This window comes from Streptomyces sp. NPDC051567 (assembly GCF_044454165.1).
Classification (GTDB): Bacteria; Actinomycetota; Actinomycetes; order Streptomycetales; family Streptomycetaceae; genus Streptomyces.
Genome location: NZ_JBITDK010000002.1, coordinates 261,558 through 280,423 on the forward strand (window position 1 = coordinate 261,558; position 18,866 = coordinate 280,423).

Here is an 18,866-nt window from a genome sequence, read left to right on the forward strand (position 1 = left end):
GGCCCGCAACCGGCTTTTCCGCACGGGCGTGTCCGGACCCCGCGCCCGGAACCCACTGCGGGGACCCGCCGCCGGGGCCGTGGCGCGGGTGGCCCGGCCCGGACGCGCCGGAGCGCCCGGGCCCGGATCGAGATCCGGTACCGGGCGCTCCGGGACCACGTACGACTGCGTACGACCGCGGCGGGTCAGACGGCCAGTACGGCCCGCTCCTCCGCGAAGTGGCACGACGATTCGTGCGCGGCGGGGGTGTCCTGGCCCTTGAACCGCTCCGGGATCGCCAGCAGCGGCTCCTCGGTGGAGCACTTGTCCTGGACCTTCCAGCAGCGGGTGCGGAAGCGGCAGCCCGACGGCGGGTTGGCCGGGGAGGGGACGTCTCCGGTGAGGATGATCCGGTCCCGGTGGGCGCGCGCCTGCGGGTCCGGCACCGGCACGGCCGACAGCAGCGCCTGCGTGTACGGGTGCGTCGGGTGCTCGTAGATCTCGGTGTCCGTACCGATCTCGGCCATCTTGCCGAGGTACATGACGCCCACGCGGTCCGAGATGTGCCGGACGATCGACAGGTCGTGCGCGATGAAGAGGTAGGAGAGGTTGAACTCGTCCTGGAGCTTGCCCATCAGGTTGATGACCTGGGCCTGCACCGACACGTCGAGCGCGGAGACCGGCTCGTCGCAGATGATGATCTCCGGGTTGAGCGCGAGGCCGCGGGCGATGCCGATGCGCTGGCGCTGGCCGCCGGAGAACTGGTGCGGGTACCGGTTGATGTACTCCGGGTTCAGGCCCACCACGTCCAGGAGCTCCTGGACCTTGCGGCGCCGGTCGCCCTTGGGAGCCACCTCGGGATGGATCTCGTACGGCTCACCGATGATGTCGCCGACCGTCATGCGCGGGTTCAGCGAGGTGTACGGGTCCTGGAACACCATCTGGATGTTGCGGCGGACGGCGCCCAGGGCGCGGCCGGACAGCTTGGTGATGTCCTGGCCCTTGTAGAAGACCTCGCCGGCGGTGGCCTTCTCCAGGCTCATCAGCAGCTTGGCGACGGTGGACTTGCCACAGCCGGACTCGCCGACGATGCCCAGGGTCTCGCCCCGGTAGAGGTCGAAGGAGATCCCGTCGACCGCCTTGACCGCACCGACCTGCTTCTTGAACAGGATGCCCTGGGTCAGCGGGAAGTGCTTGACCAGGTTGCGGACCTGGAGGATCGGCTCGCGCGTGGTGGGCTCAGCCATGGATCTGCTCCTTCCAGAAGTGGCAGGCGCTGCCGCGGCCGGCCAGCTCGGTGCCGTCCTGCTCGGTCACCGGCTGCAGTACCGGAATGTCGGTACGGCAGATGTCCTGCACCTTGGGGCAGCGCGGGCTGAAGGCGCAGCCGGGTGCCAGGTTCAGCAGGTTGGGCGGCAGGCCCTTGATCGCGTAGAGCTCCTGGCCCTTCTGGTCCAGGCGCGGGATCGAGTCCAGCAGGCCGCGCGTGTACGGGTGCGCGGGGCGGCTGTAGATCTCGTGGACGGGGGCGGTCTCGACGATCCGGCCGCCGTACATGACGGCGATCTTGTCCGCGACGTCGGCGACGACGCCGAGGTCGTGGGTGATCAGGATGAGGCCCATGTTCAGCTCGCTCTGGAGCTCCGCGAGCAGGTCCATGACCTGGGCCTGGACGGTGACGTCGAGGGCCGTGGTGGGCTCGTCCGCGATGATCAGGTCGGGCTCCAGCGCGATCGCCATGGCGATCATGATGCGCTGGCGCATACCGCCCGAGAAGTGGTGCGGGTAGTCCCCCACCCGCTCCTTCGCCGCCGGGATCTTCACCCGGTCCATCAGCTCGATGGCCTTGAGCCGGGCTTCCTTCTTCGTGGCGCCCTGGTGGACACGGAACATCTCGCCGAGCTGGTAGCCGACGGAGAGGACCGGGTTCAGGGAGGAGAGCGCGTCCTGGAAGATCATGGCGATCTTCCGGCCGCGGAGCTGGCGGCGCTCCTCGAAGCTCATCTTCAGCATGTCCTGGCCGCGGAAGAGGATCTCGCCCTGCGGGATCTTGCCCGGGGGCATGTCCAGGATGCCCATGATGGCCTGCGCCGTCACGGACTTGCCGGAGCCGGACTCGCCGAGGACGGCGAGGGTCTCGCCGGCGCTCACGCTGTAGTTGACGCCGTTGACGGCCTTGGCCACGCCGTCCCGGGTGTGGAACTCCACGTGCAGGTCGCGCACCTCAAGGAGCGGAGTCTGCGTCTCCCCGTCACGCGGGGAGGGGGTGCTGCTGGTCTTGTCTACGGTGATCATGTACGCCCTCCTCAGCGCAGCTTCGGGTCGAGGGCGTTGCGGACCGCTTCGCCGAGCATGATGAAGGCGAGGACGGTGATGCTGAGCATGATCGAGGGGTAGAACAGGATGTGTTCGGCCACCCGGATCTGCGAGGCACCGGCGGAGATGTCCACGCCCCACGAGATGGTCGGGGACGCGAGGCCCAGACCGAGGTAGGACAGGGTCGCCTCGGCGGCGATGTAGCCACCGAGGGCGATCGTCGCGACAACGATCACCGGCGCCATGGCGTTCGGGAGGATGTGCCGGAGCAGGATGCGGGGGGTCCCGGCGCCCAGCGCCTTCGCGGCGTGCACGTAGTCGGCCTGCTTGACCGTGATGACCGCGCCGCGCATGACGCGGGTGATCTGGGTCCAGCCGAGGAAGGCCAAGGCGAAGACGACGGTCCACACGGTGCGGGAGACGAACGCCTGCAGGATGACCATCGCGCCGAGCAGGAAGGGGACGCCGAAGAAGATGTCGGTGATGCGCGAGATGATCGCGTCCGTCTTGCCCCCGAAGTAACCGGCGATCATGCCGGTGAAGGAGCCGACGGCGGTCACGAGCAGCGTGACGCAGACGGAGACGATGATCGAGGCACGGGTGCCGTAGATCAGACGCGCGTAGACGCTGCGGCCCTGGCCGTCGTAACCGAGCCAGCCGGGGGTGCCGATGGCACCCAGCTCGGGCTTGGCGAGGAAGTGGTTGACCAGGTCGCCCCTGGTGGGGTCGGCGCTGGTGAACAGGGACGGGACGGTGGCGACCAGCAGCAGGAAGAAGATCAGCACCGACGACACGAGGAAGTACGGGTTGCGGCGCAGGTCCGCCCACGCGTCGCCCCACAGACTGCGGGCCTTCTCGGTCGGCTGCGCGCCCACGGGGGCGGCGGGCGACGGAGCGGCCTCGGCCTTCGCGGGGTCGGTCTTGGTCATGTCAGGCATATCGGATCCTCGGGTCCAGGACCGCGTAGAGCAGATCGACGAGCAGGCTGGCGGCGAGGTAGATGACCACCAGGACGGTGACGACACCGACGACGGTCAGGCCCTCGCGGCGGAGGAGTGATTCGTAGATCAGGCCACCGACGCCCTTGACGTTGAAGATTCCCTCGGTGACGACGGCGCCGCCCATGAGGGCGCCGATGTCGGTGCCCAGGAAGGTGACCACGGGGATCATCGAGTTGCGCATCAGGTGCACACCGATGACGCGACGCTTCGGGAGGCCCTTGGCGACGGCCGTGCGCACGTAGTCGGCGCGCAGGTTCTCCGCCATGGAGGCACGGGTCAGACGGGCCACGTAGGCGAGCGACAGCGAGCCCAGTACCAGGGCCGGCGCGATGAGCTCCGCCCAGGTCTCGGCGTTGCTGACGTTGGGCGCGATCCAGCCGAGCTGGAAGGCGAACACCGTCTTGACGATGAAGCCGAGGACGAAGACCGGGACCGAGATGATCAGCAGCGTCAGGATCAGGATCAGGTTGTCCACGAGCTTGCCGGCCTTGAGGCCGGCGACGATGCCGAGGCTGAGACCGAGCACGATCTCGATGGCGAACGCGAGCAGGGCCAGCCGGAGCGTGACCGGGAACGCGCTGCCGAGAACATCGGTGATCTCACGTCCACTGCGGATCTGCTGCCCGAAGTCGAAGTGGAACAGGATGTTCGAGATGTAGTTCCAGTACTGCTGAAGGATCGGCAGGTCCAGACCGTGCTCACGGCGGAGTGCCGCCAGTGTCGCAGGGTCGGCGCCCTTGTCCCCGAAAAGTCCGGCCACGGGATCGCCGGGCAGGCTGTACACCATCATGAAGATGAGCAGGGTCGTCCCGAAGAAGACCGGGATCATCTGGAGCAGTCGTCGTACGACATAGCGCCCCATCATGCCTCCGTAGAAGATGCGGCAGGCGCAGCCGGACGGGCCCCTTCGCCACGCACGTGCGTGACAACGTCACTACGTGGCGAAAGGGCCCCCCGGGCGCTGCGTATAGGCCCGGATGTGGGCCGGCTCCCCGCCGGCCCACATCCGTCGAACAGAATGACGCTGCGGGACTTACTTCTTGACCTCGACCCCTTCGATGATCGGGTCGCCGTCCTGGGCGTACTTCACGTTCTGGACCTTCTCCGAGTAGCCCGCGTTGACCTTGTAGTACCAGAGCGGGATCGACGGCATGTAGTTGACCAGGTCCTTCTCGACGGCCTGGTACGCCTTCACGGACTCGTCCAGGGTCGGCGCGGCGTCGGCCGCGGCGATCTTGGCGTCGAGATCCGCGTTGGAGAAGCCACCCTGGTTGCCCGAGGAGGTCGTACCGAACAGGTCGCGGACGAAGTTGGAGTTGACCGGGTAGTCGAGGACCCAGCCGGACCGGTAGATCGACTTGACCTGCTTGGCCTTGCGGGCCTGGAGGTCCGCCTGGAAGTCGGGCTTGGCGTCACCGGTGCACTTCACACCGGTCGACGTGGTGATGCTGTTGCAGACAGCCTCGACCCACTCCTTGTGGCCGCCGTCCGAGTTGAACTGGATCGTGATCTCGTTGTTCGGAACGCCGCCACCTTCCTCGATCCGCTGCTTGGCCTTGGCGGGGTCGAACTTGGTGACCTCGCCGGCCGCGTCCGGGGTGTACCCGAGAACGCCCTTGGCGACCCAGCCGGTGGCGGGCTCACGGGTGCCCTGGAGCACGGTCTTGGTGATGGTGTCGCGGTCGATCCCCATCGACAGGCCCTGGATGACCCTCGGGTCGACCGGCTTCGGGGTCTTCCACTGGTCGGCGTAGAACGCGATGGCCAGGGTCTGGACGGCGGAGTACGCCTGGTCCACGGCGCGGTCACCGAGGTCGGCGCGGTAGACCGGGAGGTCCTTCGGGCCGATGGTGCGCAGGACGTCGACGTTGCCGGACTTCAGGTCCTCGTAGGCGGTCTCGACGGTGGTGTAGTTCTTGAAGATCACACCACCGTTCTTCGCCTTGTCGGCACCCTTGTAGTCGTCGAAGCGCAGGATCTTGATCTGCTTCTTGTGCTCCCACGAGTCGAACTTGTAGGGGCCGTTGCCGACCGGCTTCTCGCCGGCGGCCTTCGGGTCCTTGTAGAACGCCTCGGGCAGCGGGGAGAAGACCTCGTAGCCGAGCTTGTGCGCGAAGTACGGGATCGCGGTGGCGAGCTCGATGGTGAAGGTGTTCTCGTCGACGACCTTCAGGCCCTCCATGGTCTCACCGGTGGGCTTGGCGTCCTTGCCCTCCGGGTGGACGACCTCGAAGCCCTTGACGTCGGCGAACCAGGACGCGTTGCCCTGCTTGTTGTTGGTGTTCGCGGCCCAGTTCCACGCCTTGACGTAGGACTCGGCGGTCACCTTGGTGCCGTCGTGGAAGGTCCAGCCCGGCTTGAGCTTGACGGTCCAGAGCTTGCTGTCCTTGGACTCGACCGACTCGGCGTTGACCATGGTCAGCTTGCCGTCGGCGTCGTAGTCGACGAGCTGCGAGAAGAGCCCGGACATGACGATGGAGCCGTTGGACTCCATGGTGTCGGCCGGGTGCAGGAGCTTCTCCGGCTCGCCCACCTCGATCGAGAAGATGCCGTTCGGGTCAACCTCACCCTTGGCGGTGTCGCCGGTGGCGCCACCGCCACAGGCGGTCGCTGCCAGGGCGACGACAATCGCGCCCACTACCCACTTGGCGCTCTTGGCACCGCGCATGGGTTTCCTCCTCATGAGTCCACTGTCTGATGTGAAGGGCACGGGTGGTTTCGCCGACACCCCTGACGGCGATGGGACCTGTGCCCCGAGTGTGCTCGTGAGTCGGCGCTCCCCACAGCGCTTGACCCATTGACCCGAGCTCAATGGAGCCATCCTCGGCGACGCGTTGACCGTAAACCACACTTAAGTGGTCTCGTTTTCACAACATCACCGTATGACCAAAACCCGAAATCCGGACAAACGGATAGGAGACAGACACGTGCGAAACGGACTGTTAGCTCATCTTCCGGAGCGTCACGACCGGTATCCGGACACTTGAACGAAACAATCTGGTTGACGGACACCAAACAGCCCCTCCCGTCACGGGCTCCGTGACAAGAGGGGCTGCTGTGGTTCTGCGGTGTTTCAGCCATCGCCCCGACGCCGCCCGGTGAGGGGCGGAGGCGGGGGCGGGGGCAACGGCAGGGGGACTACTTGGCAGACTTGGCGCGCGACGCGGTGCGCGAGCGGTCCTTCTGGTCCAGGACGACCTTGCGGATGCGCACGGCCTCCGGGGTCACCTCGACGCACTCGTCGTCGCGGCAGAACTCCAGGGACTGCTCCAGGGAGAGCTTGCGCGGCGGCACCACGTTCTCGGTGTTGTCCGCCGAAGCCGCACGCATGTTGGTGAGCTTCTTCTCCTTGGTGATGTTCACGTCCATGTCGTCGGAGCGCGAGTTCTCACCGACGATCATGCCCTCGTACACCTCGGTGCCCGGGTCCGTGAACAGGACACCGCGCTCCTGGAGGTTGATCATCGCGAACGGCGTGACCGAACCGGAGCGGTCGGCGACCAGCGAACCGTTGTTACGGGTCACCAGCGGGCCGAACCACGGCTCGTGGCCCTCGTGGATGGAGTGGGCGATACCGGTACCGCGCGTGCCCGTCAGGAACTCCGTACGGAAGCCGATGAGACCGCGCGACGGGACGACGAACTCCATGCGGACCCAGCCGGAGCCGTGGTTCGACATGTTGTCCATGCGGCCCTTGCGGACGCCCATGAGCTGCGTGACCGCGCCCATGTGCTCCTCGGGGACGTCGATGGTCATGCGCTCGACCGGCTCGTGCACCTTGCCGTCGATCTCCTGCGTGACCACCTGCGGCTTGCCGATGGTCAGCTCGAAGCCCTCGCGGCGCATCTGCTCGACCAGGATGGCGAGCGCCAGCTCACCACGGCCCTGGACCTCCCAGGCGTCCGGGCGCTCGGTCTCCAGGACGCGGAGCGAGACGTTGCCGACCAGCTCGCGTTCGAGGCGGTCCTTGACCTGGCGGGCGGTGACCTTGCGGTCCTTGACCGCGGACTTGGCCTCCGCGCCCTTGCCGCTGCCGCCGCGGCCGACCATCGGGGAGGTGTTCGTACCGATGGTCATGGAGATGGCCGGCTCGTCCACCGAGATCAGCGGGAGCGCGATCGGGTTCTCCGGGTCGGCCAGGGTCTCGCCGATCATGATGTCCGGGATACCGGCGACGGCACAGATGTCACCGGGGCCGGCGACCTCGGCCGGCTTGCGGGTGAGCGCCTCGGTCATCATCAGCTCGGTGATGCGGACGTTCGACATGGTGCCGTCACGCTTGATCCACGCGACGGTCTGGCCCTTGCGCAGCTCGCCCTGCTCGACGCGCAGGAGCGCGATGCGGCCGAGGAAGTTGTCGGCGTCCAGGTTGGTGACGTGGGCCTGGAGGGGGGCCTCCTCGTCGTACACCGGGGCGGGGACGTGCTCCAGGATGGTGGAGAAGAACGGCTCCAGGCTGTCGCTGTCCGGGGGGACGGTGCCGTCCTCCGGCTTGGTCAGCGAGGCCACGCCGTCACGGCCGCAGGCGTAGACGATCGGGAACTCGATCTGGTCCTCGTCCGCGTCCAGGTCCAGGAAGAGGTCGTACGTCTCGTTGACGACCTCGTCGATCCGGGAGTCCGGGCGGTCGGTCTTGTTGATGCAGAGGATGACCGGCATCTTCGCCTGCAGCGCCTTGCGCAGGACGAAACGGGTCTGGGGCAGCGGACCCTCGGAGGCGTCCACCAGCAGGACGACGGCGTCCACCATCGACAGACCGCGCTCGACCTCACCACCGAAGTCGGCGTGGCCGGGGGTGTCGATGATGTTGATCGTGATGGGCGCCCCGCCGTCCTTGGGGTGGTACTTCACCGCCGTGTTCTTGGCGAGGATCGTGATGCCCTTCTCACGCTCCAGGTCGTTCGAGTCCATCATGCGGTCGTCGAGGTGCTGGTGGGCGGCGAAGGCACCGGCCTGCTTGAGCATGGCATCGACGATGGTCGTCTTGCCATGGTCGACGTGGGCGACGATGGCGACGTTACGGATGTCGTGGCGCGTGGGCACTTCGGCGCTTCTCCCGGGATCGTGGATGGCGTCGCGTACGGCCTGGCACGCGCGCCTCGACCGGGCTGAAAACCTGCCACGGCCTTACCCCATCGTACGTCGCGTGGCGGGAACTGCCCGCCGGGGGGCTGTCAAGAGGCCGTCAGGCTGATGGAGGGCCGCGTCGGGGGTGGGGAACGACGGCCGTTCGCACTGCCGGTATTCCTGCGGGTCAACGGGTATCCACGACCTTGCCCGCCGGAGCTCCGGCGGGCAAGGGACTTGAGTCACATCTGAGGTTCTGGGCCTACGGGCCCCCTCGGGCGGGACCGGGCCCCCGGGGCGGGCGGTCCGGGCGGTGACCGGCCGGGGCCACCGGCGGGGGTCGCCGCCGGTGGCCGTACCGGTGGCCCCGGGGGTCGCGGCGGTGGCCGGGCCGGGGTCAGCCCTTCTTGCCGTCCTTCTTCGCGTCCTTGGCGGTCGGCGGCTTCTTCCAGCCGATGTCCTGGTAGCGGGGGGCGCCGAGGCCGAAGGCGCCCGCGTTGGCCAGGCCCGGCTTGGCGGCCACCAGCTCGGGGCGCTGGTAGAGGGGGACGGACCCGGCGGCGGCCCAGATCCGGGCGTCCGCCTTGCGGATCAGCTCGCGGGACTTCGCGTCGTCCAGTTCCCCGGCGGCCTGGTCGAAGAGCTGGTCGATGTGGTCGGTGCCGACCCGGGTGTAGTTCTGTTCGACGAGGAGCGAGCCGTCGGCGGCCGGTTCCGGCTTGACGAAGATGGGCCGGCCGTCGGTGGCCGGGTAGGCGGTCGCGGGCCAGGAGTAGAGGGCCAGGTCGTACTGGCCCGAGGCGATGTGGTCCTTGAAGAAGCTCTCGTCGGCCACCTTGGTCACCTGGGTGGCCACGCCGATCTTCTGGAGCATCTGCGTGATCCGCTCGCCGACCGCGCGCAGGGACTCCGAGCCGGGGCCCGACGGGAGGACGAAGCGGAGGGTGAGCGCCTTGCCGTCCTTGGCCAGCATGGCGCCGGAGGTCCGGCCCGCCTGCTTGGCCGGGGCCTGGGACGCCTTGGCGGGGCCGGCCGCGTCGCCGTCGCGGGCCGGGAGGCCCTTGCCGTCGGCGGTGGTCGCGGCGGCGCCGGTCGCGGTACGGGCCGGCGCCTGCGCCGGTGCGGCGGCTCCGGCCTCCCCGGTGGCGGGCTCGGTGGCGGCCCCGGACCCGGTCTCCCCCGCCTCGGCGGCTGCCTCGGCGGCGCGGGCGGCGGCCTGGACCCGGGCCGCCCTGGTCGCCACGGCGGCCTGGGCGAGGAGCGCGGTCCGCTGCCCGGCGGCGAGCGGGGCCGGTGCCAGCACCGGGGAGAGACGGTTCTGCGCGGCGGTGCCGAGGGCGGGCCCGCCCTCGGCGGCGGGCGCGGCGGGCTTTGCGGGCGCGGCGGCGCGCGCGGGCTCCCCCGGCCCGGCGGGCTCCGGAGGCTCGGCCTCACCCGGCTCACCGACCTCACCGGGCTCGGCGGGCTCGGCCTCACCGGGCTCCCCGGGCCCGGCAGGCTCGGCGGGCCCCGGGGGCACGGCAGGCGCGGCGGGCCCCGGGGGCACGGCAGGCGCGGCGGGCCCCGGGGGCACGGCAGGCGCGGCGGGTGTGGCCGGCACCGTCGGCGCGGGGACCGCGGGCCCGTCGCCGCCGCCGTTCTTGCCGTCCTGGCCCACGATGTAGAGGCCGTCGTTGCCGGTGCCCGGCCCCGACGGGGTCTTCCCGTCGTCCTCCTCGCCCTCCGGGCCCGCCTTGGCCGGCGGGGGCACGGTCAGCTTGCCGCCCCGGTGCCAGCCCGCGTCCGCGAGCAGCGCCTGCGCCGCCCGGGTGTCCAGGCCGCCGAGGGCGTCGCTGTTGTCCGTGTACGCCTGCTGCCCGGCCAGCGCCAGGTGGCTGCCGACCGGCTTCGCGGGCAGGCCCAGGGGCTTCAGGACGATCTCGGCCAGTTCCTTGCGGTCCAGGGCGCGGGCCAGGGCCCGGCGGACCCGCTCGTCGGTCAGCGGGCCGGAGCTGCCGTTGAACGCCAGCTGCGTGTAGACCGGCTCCAGGGACTTGCGCACGGCGAAGCTCCGCAGGGCCCGCTGCTCGGCGGCGTACCGCTTGACCGCCTCCGCGTTCTTCTCCCGGGTCTCGCGTTCCTCCTCGGCGCTGCCCTCGTCCGCGCCGAAGGCGATCGCCCACGAGAGCGTGGCCTGGGCGGGTGTCACCGAGGCGCCGGGGCCGTGGGCCGGGGAGCCGCCCGCCGCGCCGCCCTGGGGCGCGGCGTCCCGGTGGGCCAGCGCGATCCGGTCCACGCCGGTGCGGTCGACCTCCCCGAGGTCGATCCTGCCCGCGGCCAGCGCGGCAGGGCGCTGGGCCCTGGGCACGGCGGTCAGGACCAGCGAGTTCAGCTTGGCCGGCGGGCCCCACCAGCGCGGGTTGCGGGTCAGGGAGACCGTCCCGGCCGTCTTGTCGACCGGGCCGAGGGAGAAGGGCCCGGCGGTGACCTTCAGTCCGCTGCGGGCCCCCTCGTTGAAGGCGTCCGGGGTGCCGGTGACCTGCTTGGGGTAGAGCGGGGTGAACAGGGAGCGCCAGTCGGTGTACGGCTTGGCGAAGGTGACCTTGACCTCCAGGTCGGTCTTGCCGCGCTCGATCTTCTCGATCCGTTCGTAGCCCGCGTTGCGCGCCGTCCAGTACGCCGTGTTCTTGCCGTTCAGGGCCCGCCACTGGGAGAGGAAGTCGGCGGCGCCGATCTCCCGGCCGTCGCTCCACACCGCCTGCTGGTTCAGCTTGTACAGGACGACCTGCTTGGGCTGCCGCTCGACGATCTCGGCCTTCTCCAGGTAGTCCGGGTTGGCCACGGGCCGCCCCTTGGCGTCCAGGACGAAGAGCTGTGGCAGCACCGCCCCGGTGATCCGGGCGGTGGCGCCGTCCGCGTCGGCCTGGAAGGTGTTCAGGGTCTCCGGGAGGGCGTCCACGGCCCAGCGGAGCACCCCTCCGTCGGCGACCTTGTCGCGGGTCGTGGTGGCGATGTCCGGCCCCGCGACGGCCGGGCCGCCCTCGTCATCACCCGCGCCGCAGCCCGTGAGCAGCGGCAGTGCGAGGACTCCCGAGGTCAGGAGCGCCAAGGACCTGCGCCTTCTCTGGGACATGGGTGGTACCTCCGGGACGGGACGACGTGGGCGTGTTCGATCACGTTTGGCGGTATATGGAGCTGATCACACCGGTTACCGGGTCCCACTGAAAGCGACCGCCCGCCGGAGCCTTCGCAGCGGCCCCGCGCCACGCCGCGAACCCCACTCGTGCGGACCAATACGGTTTGCGCCCCGCGCCGGAAGAAGGCCGGAAAGGACCGGGGAGGAAGGCCGGAGTGGCCGGGGAGACGGCCGGGAACGGCGCACGGTTTCGGCCCGCGCGCCCGCAATCGCCGCACGTCCCTTCACAACGGGGGACGGGAGGCGCGACACTCTCAGGCGCACAGGAACGTTGCCACCGCACCCCTGCGGAAGTGAGGACACGTCATGTCCTTGTACGACGATCTGAGCGCGGTACGGCGCAGCCTGGACGAGCTGACCCGCACGGTCGAGCGGCTGGAGCGGCGGGCCGCCCGGCGCAGACCGGCCCAGGAGACGGACCCGTCGCGGATGGTGCCGGTCCCCGACACCCCGTACGACAGCACGCTGTGGACGGACTCCGACGACGAGGGCCTCGGCTCCCGGGGCCGCCGCGCCCCCTGACGACCGGCCCCCGCCCCCTCGGCCACCCCGTCCCACGCCCGGCCGTACCCCGGCCGGGCCCTGTGCCGCCCCTCCCACTCCCCCCGGAGTCCCCTTTGGCCACAGGCACGGAACCATCCCAGCAGCGGCCCACGGGCGTCCACGGCGCCTCCCGGGCGGCGATCGCGGCCCGGCACCTGCGGACCGACCGGTGGTGGCTCTCGCCCGCCGGCACCGCGGCCGGGCTGCTCGCCTTCGTCGTCTACTCGACCTGGCGGGCCTTCGCCGACACCTTCTACTACGCCGCCCCGTACGTCTCCCCGTTCTACTCCCCGTGCCTGGCGCAGCGCTGCCAGGAGATGCGCGGCGGCCCCAACTGGGCGCTCTTCGGGGAGTGGTGGGGCCTCTCCCCCGCCCTGCTGATCCTGGTCTTCCCGCTCGGTTTCCGGCTGACCTGCTACTACTACCGCAAGGCGTACTACCGGGGCTTCTGGGCCTCGCCACCCGCCTGCGCCGTCGCCGAGCCGCACTCCCGGTACACCGGCGAGACCCGCTTCCCGCTGGTCCTGCAGAACCTGCACCGGTACTTCTTCTACGCGGCGGTCCCGGTCGCGGGCATCCTCACGTACGACACCGTGCTGGCCTTCCGCGACGCGCACTACGCCTGGGGCCACATGGGCCTGGGCACCGTGCTGTTCCTCGCCAACTCCGTGCTGATCTGGGCCTACACCCTGTCCTGCCACTCCTGCCGGCACGTCATGGGCGGCCGGCTCCGGCACTTCTCCCGGCATCCGGTGCGCTACCGGCTGTGGGGCTGGGTCACCCGCCTCAACTCCCGTCACATGCAGCTCGCCTGGGCCTCCCTGGTCAGTGTCGCCGTGTGCGACTTCTACGTGTACCTGCTGGCCAGCGGCGCCTTCACCGACCCGAGGATCTTCTGACATGGCTCAAGTCGACCGGCAGCAGTGGGACGTGGTCGTGGTCGGGGCGGGTGGCGCCGGGCTGCGGGCCGCGATCGAGGCCCGCGAGCGGGGCGCCCGTACGGCCGTGATCTGCAAGTCCCTCTTCGGCAAGGCCCACACGGTGATGGCCGAGGGCGGGATCGCCGCCTCCCTGGGCAACGTCAACGGGCGCGACGACTGGCGGGTGCACTTCCGCGACACCATGCGCGGCGGCAAGTTCCTCAACCAGTGGCGGATGGCCGAGCTGCACGCCAAGGAGGCCCCGGACCGGGTCTGGGAGCTGGAGAGCTGGGGCGCGCTCTTCGACCGCACCCCGGACGGGCGGATCTCGCAGCGCAACTTCGGCGGCCACGAGTACCCGCGCCTCGCCCACGTCGGCGACCGCACCGGCCTGGAGCTGATCCGCACCCTCCAGCAGCGGGTCGTCGCCCTCCAGCAGGAGGACTTCCGGGAGCACGGGGAGTACGAGGCCCGGCTGAAGGTCTTCCAGGAGTGCACGGTCACCAGGGTCATGAAGGACGGCGACCGGGTCTCGGGCACCTTCTGCTACGCCCGCGAGTCCGGGCGGTTCTTCGTGCTGGAGGCCCCGGCGGTGGTGCTGGCCACGGGCGGGATCGGCAAGTCCTTCAGGACGACCTCGAACTCCTGGGAGTACACGGGCGACGGCCACGCGCTGGCGCTGCTCGCGGGCGCGCCCCTGGTGAACATGGAGTTCGTGCAGTTCCACCCGACCGGCATGGTCTGGCCGCCCTCGGTCAAGGGCATCCTCGTCACCGAGTCGGTGCGCGGTGACGGCGGGGTGCTGCGCAACAGCGAGGGCGAGCGGTTCATGTTCGACTACGTCCCGGACGTCTTCAAGGAGAAGTACGCCGAGTCGGAGGCGGAGGGCGACCGCTGGTACGAGGACCCGGACCACAACCGGCGCCCGCCCGAGCTGCTCCCGCGCGACGAGGTGGCGCGGGCCATCAACTCCGAGGTGAAGGCGGGGCGCGGCTCCCCGCACGGCGGGGTCTTCCTGGACGTGTCCACCCGGATGCCCGCGGAGCGGATCAGGCGGCGGCTGCCTTCGATGTACCACCAGTTCAAGGAGCTGGCGGACGTGGACATCACGGCGGAGGCGATGGAGGTCGGCCCGACCTGCCACTACGTGATGGGCGGGATCTCGGTCGACTCGGACACGGCCGCCGCGGCCGGGGTGCCGGGGCTGTTCGCGGCGGGCGAGGTCGCGGGCGGGATGCACGGCTCGAACCGGCTGGGCGGGAACTCCCTCTCCGACCTGCTGGTCTTCGGCCGCCGGGCGGGGCTGCACGCGGCCGGGTACGCGGCGGGACACGGCGCCGGGGCCGCCACGGGCGCCGGCGGGCGGCCGGTGGTCCCCCAGGAGCAGGTGGACGCGGCGGTGACGGAGGCGCTGGCCCCGTTCCGGGCCGCCGGGGGCGCGGAGAACCCGTACACCCTCCACCAGGAGCTCCAGACGGCCATGAACGACCTGGTCGGCATCATCCGCCGGGAGGGCGAGATGGCCGAGGCCCTGGAGCGGCTGGCGGGGCTGCGGGTGCGGGCCGCCCGGGCGGGGGTCGAGGGGCACCGGCAGTTCAACCCGGGCTGGCACCTGGCGCTGGACCTGCGGAACATGCTGCTGGTCAGCGAGTGCGTGGCCCGCGCGGCGCTGGAGCGCACCGAGAGCCGGGGCGGCCACACCCGGGAGGACCGGCCGGCGATGGACCGGGCCTGGCGGCGGGTGAACCTGCTCTGCCGGCCGGTGGACCCGCCCCCGGCCGATCCGGCGAAGGACCGGATCACGCTCGTACGGGCCCGTACCGACCCCATCCGCCCGGACCTGCTCGCGCTGTTCGAGAAGGAAGAGCTGGTCAAGTACCTCGACGAAGAGGAGTTCCCCGCGTGACGGAGTACCAGGCACGCTTCCGGATCTGGCGGGGCGACGCGGAAGGCGGGGCGCTCAGGGACTTCACCGCCCCGGTGCACGACGGCGAGGTGGTCCTGGACATCGTCCACCGCATCCAGGCGACGCAGGCCACGGACCTGGCGGTGCGCTGGAACTGCAAGGCGGGCAAGTGCGGCTCGTGCAGCGCGGAGGTCAACGGGCGGCCCCGGCTGATGTGCATGACGCGCATGTCGGTCTTCGGCCGGGAGGAGACGGTGACGGTCACGCCGTTGCGGGCCTTCCCCGTCGTCCGGGACCTGGTCACGGACGTGTCGTTCAACTACGCCAAGGCCCGGGAGATCCCGGCCTTCGTGCCGCCGCGCGGGGTGGGGCCGGGCGAGTACCGGATGCGGCAGGTGGACGTGGAGCGCTCGCAGGAGTTCCGCAAGTGCATCGAGTGCTTCCTGTGCCAGGACACCTGCCATGTGGTGCGTGACCACGAGGAGAACAAGGGCGCCTTCGCCGGTCCCCGCTTCCTGATGCGGGTGGCGGAGCTGGACATGCACCCGCTGGACGCGGCGGCGGAGGCGGGCCTGGACCGCAGGGCGACGGCGCGGGAGGAGCACGGGCTCGGCCTCTGCAACATCACCAAGTGCTGCACGGAGGTCTGCCCGGAGTCCATCCGGATCACCGACAACGCGCTGATCCCGCTGAAGGAGCGGGTGGCGGACCGGCGGTACGACCCGCTGGTCTGGCTGGGCTCCCGGATCGGCCGCCGCCGGAACTGAACCCCCGGAGGGCGGGACCGGGACCCGGGGCCGGAGGGTCCCGGCGGGCCCGGCCCGGTGGCGCGGAGCCGGGACCCGGGGCCGGAGGGTCCCGGCGGGCCCGGCCCGGTGGCGCGGAGCCGGGGCCCAGGGCCCGGACCAGGGCCCGGACCAGGGGTCCCGGCGGGCCCGGTCCCGGCCTCGGTCCCGGCCTCGGTCACCGGCCCGCCCTCCGGGTGCGGGAGGCACAAACCGCCCATACGCTCCCAGGTGTGACCCCGCCGAAGAGACGCGCCACCACCGGGAGGACACCCGTACGCGTACCCGCGCCCGTACGCGTCGCGCTGGCCCTGGCCGCCGCGCTGCTGGCGGCCTGCGGCCTCCAGGCCGCCCACGCGCCGCCCGCCCGCGCCGACGACCCCGTCACCCTGTCCCGGCAGGGCCAGATCACCGACCGCGTCGGGGCCCTCGGCGACCGCACGGGGGAGGTGACCGCCGCCCTGGACCGGCTCTACGCGGACCGCGGGCTCCAGCTCTTCGTCGTCTACGTCCGGGACTTCTCCGGCCGCTCCGCCCAGAGCTGGGCCGACGCCACCGCGCAGCGCAACGGCCTGGGCCAGGAGGACCTCCTGCTGGCGGTGGCGACCGGGGCCCGGAACTACGCCTACTCGGCCGACCCCGGCTCCGGTCTCACCGGACCGCAGCTCGCGGACGTGGCCCGGACCGCCGTCGAGCCCGCGCTGCGGGTGAACGACTGGGCGGGCGCGGCGGTCGGCGCCGCCGACGGCTACGACGCCGTCCTCGGCGGGCTGCCCGTCCCCGCCCCCTCCCTCACCCCCGGCCCGGCGGACCCGGGCGGCGCCCCGGCGGACGACGGGGCCGGGAACGGGGCCGGGGACTACGTGCTCCCGGTGGTGGCGGTCGGCGCGGCCGGGGCGCTCGGGGTCTTCGCGTACAGCCGCCGCAGGCGCCGGGGCGACGGCGGGCGCGGTACGACGAACAGCCCCGGGTGGGGCGGGCAGGACACGGCGCCGCTCCCGCTGCCCGAGCTGGACGCGCGGGCCAAGGTGCTGCTGGTGGAGACCGACGACGCGGTCCGCACCAGCGCCGAGGAACTCGGCTTCGCCTCCGCCCAGTTCGGGGAGGCGGCGGTGGGCACCTTCACCGAGGCCCTGGCGTACGCGCGGGACGAGCTGACCCACGCCTTCCGGCTGCGCCAGCAGCTCGACGACGCCTACCCGGAGGACGACGCCACCCGGCGCCGGATGCTGGAGGAGATCGTGGCCCGCTGCACCGGGGCGAACCGGCGGCTGGACGACGAGGCGGCCGGCTTCGACCGGCTGCGGGACCTGGAGAAGAACGCCCCGCAGGCGCTGGCCGCCGTGGAGGGCCGCTTCCGCGAGCTGACCGGCCGCACCACCGCGGCGGAGGCGACGCTGGCGGAGCTGGCCCGGCGGTACGCGGACTCCGCTTCGGCGCCGGTCGCCGCCAACGCCGAACAGGCCAAGGACCGGCTGCTCTTCGCGACCACCGGCCTCGGCGAGGCCCACGCGGCCGTCGACTACGGCGAGAACGGCCGGGCGGCCGTGCACGTACGGGCCGCCGAGGGTGCGGTGGCCCAGGCCGCGACCCTGGTGGACGCCGTCGAGGGCCGGGCGCGGGAGCTGGCGGAGGCGGCCGGGCGGCTGCCCGAGGTCCTCACCGCGACGGAGACGGACCTCGCGGACGCGCGCGGCCTGCTGACGGGCACCCCGCCCGGGGTCTCCACGGCGGACCTGCGCGGCCGGATCGGCCGGGTGGAGGCCGTACTGGCCGACGTGCGGCGGGAGCGCGAGGCCGGACGGTACGACCCGATCGGCTGCCTGCGGCGCGTCGAGGAGGCGGACGCGGCCCTGGACGAGGCCCTGGCCGGCCAGCGCGAACGGGAGACGGGACGGCAGCGGGCGGCGGCCCTGCTCGACCAGGCGCTGCTGTCGGCCCGCAGCGCGATCGGCGCGGCGTCGGGCTACGTCACCACCAGCCGGGGCGCGGTCGCCAGCCAGGCCCGCACCCGGCTGGCGGAGGCCCAGCGGCACCTGGAACGCTCGCTCGCCCTGGCGCCGACGGACCCGCCGGGCGCGCTGGCGGAGGCCCAGCGGGCGGACGCCCTGGCCCGGCAGGCCCAGCAACTGGCCGAGCAGGACGTCCGGGGCTACCAGGACCCGTACGGCGGACAGCGCGCGGGCGGCGGGCGCGGCGGGGCCGTGCTCGGCGGAATCCTCCTCGGCGAGATCCTGCGCGGCGCCGGGGGCGGCTTCGGCGGCGGGGGCGGCGGGCGCGGGCCGGGCTCGTTCGGCGGCGGGGGCACCCGGGGCCGGATGGGCGGTGGCGGCCGGTTCTGAGACCCACCGCACCACCGGCCTGCGGACCCACCCCACCAGGAGAATCGAAGGAGAACCGCACATGAGCAAGCAGACCGTCCTGGGCCGTGTCACCCAGCTCGCCAAGGCCAACATCAACGCGCTGCTGGACCAGGCCGAGGACCCGCAGAAGATGCTGGACCAGCTGATCCGCGACTACACGGACAACATCGCGGAGGCGGAGCAGGCCGTCGCGACGACGATCGGCAACCTGCGGATGCTGGAGGCGGACCACAAGGAGGACGTGGAGGCGGCGGCCGAGTGGGGCGGCAAGGCGCTCGCGGCGAGCCGGCGGGCGGACGCGCTGCGGGCGTCCGGGGAGACGGCCCAGGCGGACACCTTCGACAACCTCGCGAAGGTGGCCCTCGGCCGCCAGCTGCGGTCGGAGAAGGAGGCGCGGACGGCGGAGCCGACGATCGCCTCCCAGACGGAGGTGGTCGGCGGGCTGCGGTCGGGGCTGGACTCGATGAAGGACAAGCTGACCGAGTTGCGGGCCAAACGGGACGAGCTGGTGGCCCGGTCCCGGACGGCGCACGCCCAGAACACGATGATGGACGCGGTCAAGAGCATCGACGTGATGGACCCGTCCGGCGACCTGAACCGCTTCGAGGAGAAGGTCCGCCGCCAGGAGGCCCTGGCCCTGGGCAAGCAGGAACTGGCGGCCTCCTCCCTGGACGCCCAGTTCGAGTCCCTGGACGACCTCGGCGCAACCTCGGAGATCGAAGCCCGCCTGGCCGCCCTCAAGTCCGGCCGGACCTCGTAGCCCCCGCCGCCTCATCCAGCCTCGCCGGCGTTTGAGGCGCGCAAGGCCGGG

The 18,866-nt window shown here is 71.6% G+C and carries 13 protein-coding genes; 6 read left to right on the forward strand and 7 right to left on the reverse strand.

All coding sequences use genetic code 11. From position 1 onward, the window contains the following. Positions 1 to 185 precede the first annotated feature (185 nt). The 7 genes from ACIA5F_RS03325 to ACIA5F_RS03355 form a co-directional block, all read right to left on the reverse strand. Positions 186 to 1,226, reverse strand: a complete 1,041-nt coding sequence (locus ACIA5F_RS03325; protein WP_399348563.1) for an ABC transporter ATP-binding protein — start codon at positions 1,224 to 1,226, stop codon at positions 186 to 188. Next, positions 1,219 to 2,274 (reverse strand): ABC transporter ATP-binding protein, encoded by a 1,056-nt coding sequence (locus ACIA5F_RS03330; protein ID WP_399348565.1) that lies wholly within the window; start codon positions 2,272 to 2,274, stop codon positions 1,219 to 1,221. Before ACIA5F_RS03330 ends, ACIA5F_RS03325 begins: the two co-directional genes overlap by 8 nt. A gap of 11 nt (positions 2,275 to 2,285) precedes the next feature. Beyond that, positions 2,286 to 3,233 (reverse strand): ABC transporter permease, encoded by a 948-nt coding sequence (locus ACIA5F_RS03335; protein ID WP_399348567.1) that lies wholly within the window; start codon positions 3,231 to 3,233, stop codon positions 2,286 to 2,288. After that, entirely contained in the window at positions 3,226 to 4,158 is a 933-nt protein-coding gene (locus tag ACIA5F_RS03340) for an ABC transporter permease (protein WP_399348902.1), read from the reverse strand. The genes ACIA5F_RS03335 and ACIA5F_RS03340 overlap by 8 nt, the downstream gene beginning before the upstream one ends. A 171-nt stretch (positions 4,159 to 4,329) precedes the next feature. Continuing rightward, positions 4,330 to 5,964, reverse strand: coding sequence for an ABC transporter substrate-binding protein (locus ACIA5F_RS03345; RefSeq protein ID WP_399348569.1), 1,635 nt, complete (start codon positions 5,962 to 5,964; stop codon positions 4,330 to 4,332). A 470-nt stretch (positions 5,965 to 6,434) separates the two neighbouring features. Beyond that, entirely contained in the window at positions 6,435 to 8,339 is a 1,905-nt protein-coding gene (gene typA, locus ACIA5F_RS03350; protein ID WP_399348571.1) for a translational GTPase TypA, read from the reverse strand. Positions 8,340 to 8,760: 421 nt separating this feature from the next. Next, entirely contained in the window at positions 8,761 to 11,475 is a 2,715-nt protein-coding gene (locus ACIA5F_RS03355; protein ID WP_399348573.1) for an ABC transporter substrate-binding protein, read from the reverse strand. A gap of 369 nt (positions 11,476 to 11,844) precedes the next feature. Here ACIA5F_RS03355 and ACIA5F_RS03360 point away from each other — a divergent pair, with 369 nt between their 5' ends. From ACIA5F_RS03360 to ACIA5F_RS03385, 6 genes are all read left to right on the forward strand, one after another. After that, on the forward strand, positions 11,845 to 12,060 hold the full coding sequence (locus tag ACIA5F_RS03360) for a hypothetical protein (RefSeq protein WP_399348575.1): 216 nt from the start codon (positions 11,845 to 11,847) through the stop codon (positions 12,058 to 12,060). A 95-nt stretch (positions 12,061 to 12,155) separates the two neighbouring features. Continuing rightward, positions 12,156 to 12,980, forward strand: a complete 825-nt coding sequence (locus ACIA5F_RS03365; RefSeq protein WP_399348577.1) for a hypothetical protein — start codon at positions 12,156 to 12,158, stop codon at positions 12,978 to 12,980. A gap of 1 nt (position 12,981) precedes the next feature. Next, positions 12,982 to 14,907, forward strand: a complete 1,926-nt coding sequence (locus ACIA5F_RS03370; RefSeq protein WP_399348579.1) for a fumarate reductase/succinate dehydrogenase flavoprotein subunit — start codon at positions 12,982 to 12,984, stop codon at positions 14,905 to 14,907. Next, positions 14,904 to 15,674, forward strand: coding sequence for a succinate dehydrogenase/fumarate reductase iron-sulfur subunit (locus tag ACIA5F_RS03375; RefSeq protein WP_399348581.1), 771 nt, complete (start codon positions 14,904 to 14,906; stop codon positions 15,672 to 15,674). The genes ACIA5F_RS03370 and ACIA5F_RS03375 overlap by 4 nt, the downstream gene beginning before the upstream one ends. 251 nt (positions 15,675 to 15,925) lie before the next feature. Continuing rightward, positions 15,926 to 18,034: a TPM domain-containing protein gene (locus tag ACIA5F_RS03380; protein WP_399348583.1), complete on the forward strand. Its 2,109-nt coding sequence runs from the start codon at positions 15,926 to 15,928 to the stop codon at positions 18,032 to 18,034. 61 nt (positions 18,035 to 18,095) lie between these two features. Further along, the gene (locus ACIA5F_RS03385; protein WP_399348585.1) at positions 18,096 to 18,815 is read left to right on the forward strand and encodes a PspA/IM30 family protein; all 720 of its coding nucleotides are present in this window, start codon (positions 18,096 to 18,098) and stop codon (positions 18,813 to 18,815) included. Positions 18,816 to 18,866: the final 51 nt, after the last annotated feature.